The sequence below is a fragment of the Halomonas sp. 3D7M genome (assembly GCF_014897885.1).
Classification (GTDB): Bacteria; Pseudomonadota; Gammaproteobacteria; order Pseudomonadales; family Halomonadaceae; genus Vreelandella.
This window is the reverse complement of record NZ_JABUZF010000218.1, coordinates 1,399-5,374: the sequence shown is the minus strand read 5'-3', so window position 1 is coordinate 5,374 and position 3,976 is coordinate 1,399. Positions and strand designations below refer to the sequence as shown.

Annotated in this window: 2 protein-coding genes; both read left to right on the top strand. The window is 54.4% G+C overall.

Annotation, left to right across the window (positions count from 1 at the left end):
• Positions 1-339: 339 nt before the first annotated feature.
• Positions 340-3,270 carry a DEAD/DEAH box helicase gene (locus INT22_RS12435; protein ID WP_193059317.1) on the top strand — a complete coding sequence of 977 codons (2,931 nt, stop codon included), beginning with the start codon at positions 340-342 and terminating at the stop codon, positions 3,268-3,270.
• Positions 3,271-3,301: 31 nt separating this feature from the next.
• Positions 3,302-3,976 (top strand): hypothetical protein (locus INT22_RS12430; protein WP_446718950.1); only part of this gene is annotated, 675 nt, incomplete at its 3' end.

The window sequence follows — 3,976 nt, the reverse complement described above, 5'->3', positions numbered from 1 at the left end:
TACCCTGTGAGAAATCCGGGCTAGAGCAGCAATTACTACTGCCGCTTAACTACGCTTTAGGTGCTAGCATCGATATCCCGTGATGCATGGTCAATTAATTCAACCACATAAGGTGCAGGGCGCATTATTTAGCCCAGCTAGTCCGGGGCTTAACTGAAATTACCTAAAGTATTTGTAGGGCAGTGCCTATATCCGTGCTCAGCATAATGATAATCTCATTATTATTAATGTTTTCTCACTATTTAGCATGACAGACAAAGTGCGACACGGAATGTCGGAGCCTTCGCTTACACTCCTGATACCCCTCTGGTCGCCTTTGGTTGAAACAAGGAAACAGGCATGTCAGCTCTCTACGCCCCCGGTGCACGCGTGGTCATTCGTGACTGTGAATGGATTGTTCGACGCGCAGATGCCAGTGATGACGGCGGCTATATCCTAACGGTGGATGGCTTGTCAGAACTGGTCAGTGGCAAAAGCGCACGCTTTCTGACCAAGTTGGAAGAAGCTGAGAACGCTATTCGTGTGCTCGACCCCGCCGAAACCCGCTTAGAGCAAGACCTGACACCAGGCTTTGAAAAAAGCCGCCTGTTTATTGAAACCCAGCTGCGCCAGATCACCCCAGCAGATGACAACATTCACCTGGGCCACAAGGCCGCGATGGACCCCGTGCCTTACCAGCTAGACCCCGCACTGCAGGCGCTGAAGCAGAACCGCCAGCGTATTCTGATTGCGGATGCGGTGGGGTTAGGCAAAACCCTAGAAGCCGGCATTTTAATGACCGAGCTAATGCGACGTGGCAAAGGCAAGCGCATCCTGGTGCTCACGCTGAAAAGCATGATGACCCAGTTCCAAAAAGAGATGTGGAACCGCTTTACCATCCCGCTCACGCGGCTAGATTCTGCTGGGCTTCAGCGGGTACGCAACAATATTCCGGGTAACCACAATCCATTTTACTACTACGACAAGTCGATTATCTCCATCGACACCCTCAAGCAAGACAACGAATACCGCCGCCACTTAGAACAAGCCTACTGGGACATCATCGTGATTGATGAAGCCCACAACGTAGCAGAGCGCGGTTCAAGCTCTCAGCGTGCCAAATTGGCTCAGCTGCTGGCAGGGCGTTCAGACACCCTCATTATGCTCTCGGCTACGCCCCACGACGGCAAAGCGCGTTCTTTTGCTAGTCTGATGAACATGCTCGATCCCACGGCGATCTCCGACCCCGACGACTACGCAAAAGAAGATTTCCGCGACAAAGGCTTGGTCATTCGCCGTTTTAAGAAAGATATTCGCGACCAGGTGCAGCAAGAGTTCAAAGAGCGGGTAGTGAATGATATTTACCTGGATGCCTCGCCTCAAGAAGAAGCCGCCTATCAAGCGTTATTAGAGGTGCCTTTCACCTACAGGGGTGAGCACAGCGCCACCAAAAACGGCCAGCTAGTGCGCATTGGTTTGCAAAAATCCCTGTTTAGCTCGCCAGCAGCGGCCAAAGTGTCGGTTGAACAACGCATTAAAAAGCTAGCAGGCCGTGGGTCTGAGCATAAGCAGATAAGCGAAGACGAACAGCATGAAATTCAATCGCTGCAATCGTTACTGTTAGCGCTGCGAAACGTCACGCCAGAAAGTTTCAATAAATACCGCGAACTGATCAAGCTGCTGAAAAGCAGCGCCTTCGGCTGGAAGAAAACCAATACTGAAGACCGTCTAGTAATTTTTTCCGAGCGCATTGAAACGCTTAACTGGCTGCACAGCCAGCTGATTGATGATCTCAAACTTAAAGAAGATGCTCTGCGGATACTGCACGGCGGCATGAGCGATATCGAACAGCAAGACATCGTGGAAGCCTTTGGTAAGCAGGAAAGCAAGCTGCGCGTGTTGCTATGTTCCGATGTCGCAAGCGAAGGCATCAACCTGCACTACCTGTCGCACCGGCTAGTGCATTTTGACCTGCCCTGGTCGCTGATGGTGTTCCAGCAGCGCAACGGCCGGGTAGATCGTTACGGCCAAACCGAAACACCGATCATTACCTACCTGATTAACCAGAGCGATAACCCCCAGGTGCGCGGCGACCAGCGCATTCTTGAAATCCTCAAAGAGAAAGACGAGCAGGCCTACAAGAATATCGGTGACCCCGCCACCTTTATGAAAGTGCACGATGCCGAAGCCGAAGAAGGCCTGACCATGGAGGCCATGGCCACCGGCACCGATGCCAGCGTCTTCGATGCCCAGTACCAACCCGATGCCACCAACGAAGGCGACGACCTGCTGGCGCTGTTTCTTAACCCAGAAGCAAGCACGCCCAACGCAGAAGAAGCTGAACAGCACACGCAGCAAAAAACCAAACAGCGCTACAGCCTGTTTGCCAGTGATTTCGCCTTTGCCCACCAAGCGTTAGAAGCCATTAACCGTGAGCGCAAGCAGGTGGCATTTAGCGCTAACCAAGAGCGGCAAACACTGACCCTAACGCCTCCGGACGACCTCGACTACCGCTTTCGCTTTTTACCGCCGGAAATTCGCCCTCAAGATGGCAGCCTGATTCTCACGGCCGATAAAGCCCGCTTTGAATACGAGATCCGCCGCAGTCGGCAGGACGAAAATGCCTGGCCCAAGCTGCACTATTTATGGCCCCAGCACCCCGCCATACAGTGGTTGGAAGATAAGCTGCTGGCCCAAGTAGCCCGTCACAGTGCGCCAGTGCTTGCCCTGCCGGATGTCCAAGCGGTTACTCAAGCGCTACAGCCGGATGAAAGCGTCTTTCTAGTCAGCGGGTTGATTCCCAACCGCAAAGCCCACCCGGTTATTTGGCAATGGTTTGCTATCCGCTGCCGCACCTCACAAGCGCAAGGCGTGATAGAGATACAAAGCGCCGAAGAGTGGCTGCAGCAGTTGCAGCTGAACAACAAACTGCCCAACCGTGCTCAGCCGATCAATTTAGCCGCATTAGAAGCCCTTCGCCCGGCAGTGATTCAGGCCGCCAACGCCGAAATGCAGCAGCGCCAGCAGGCCTACGCCACTGCCAAACAAGCAGAGCTTGCTGAACAGCTAGCGGCGCTTAACGCACTAAAAAGCCGCCAGGTTAACCAGCTAAGCCTTCAGTTAGAGCGCTCCGGCCAGGCCGAACACTTTAAAGCCGCCCGCAAGGAAGAGCGCATGAACCGCATCGAGCGGGTGTTCAGCGAGTATGAAACCTGGGTGCAAGACACCCTGACCATCGAGCCGGTGCCGTTCATTCAGATCATTGCCGTGTTTACCCGGGAAAACGACTAACCGCCCGGGTGGGCTAAGGGAGCAATACCAGATGGCCGTACAAGAAACCGTCGCCACGTTCGTAGGCTTAACCAACGACAACGAATTCTTCAGCGCGCACTACCTGGCAGAAGTATTCCAGGGCGACTTTGCCAACACCATTGAAGAGTGGAACAGCCGCGAAGACACCGCCAAACAAGCAGGCAGGGAAGACCCAAGCCCCCACCGTGGCCTGCGTAACCTAAACCAGCGCTACTTTGCCTTGCGTCACAGGCTCAAGAGCGAGCGCAGCGCCGCCGAACGTATCCGCCTGCAGCGGGAGTTCTTTCAAGCGCTGATGAGCGTGCTAGGCATACCCTATCAGCCAGAAAACCGCGAAATTGCCCCCAATGCCGAGCTACCCGTGCTCAGCGTGCTGGGCGACCAGCTCTGGGTGCTAGGGGCGCTTGATGCCAACAACGAAGGCGAAGACCCGCTCTCCCTGGAGCTGCACAGTAACCAGTTCTTCGGCCCCGGCCCGCACCACGACAAGCTGAAGAACACCAGTTGGTACAGCATCCTCAACGACGCGGTGTTCCGGCAGTCGGCACCTTGTAACGAAAATCCGCCGCGCTGGGTGCTCTTGTTGAGTGATCGCCAAGGCATTTTGATTGACCGCTACAAGTGGTCGCAAAACCGCATGCTGCGCTTTGATTGGGAAGAGATCCTTGGCCGCCGAGACGAAAAA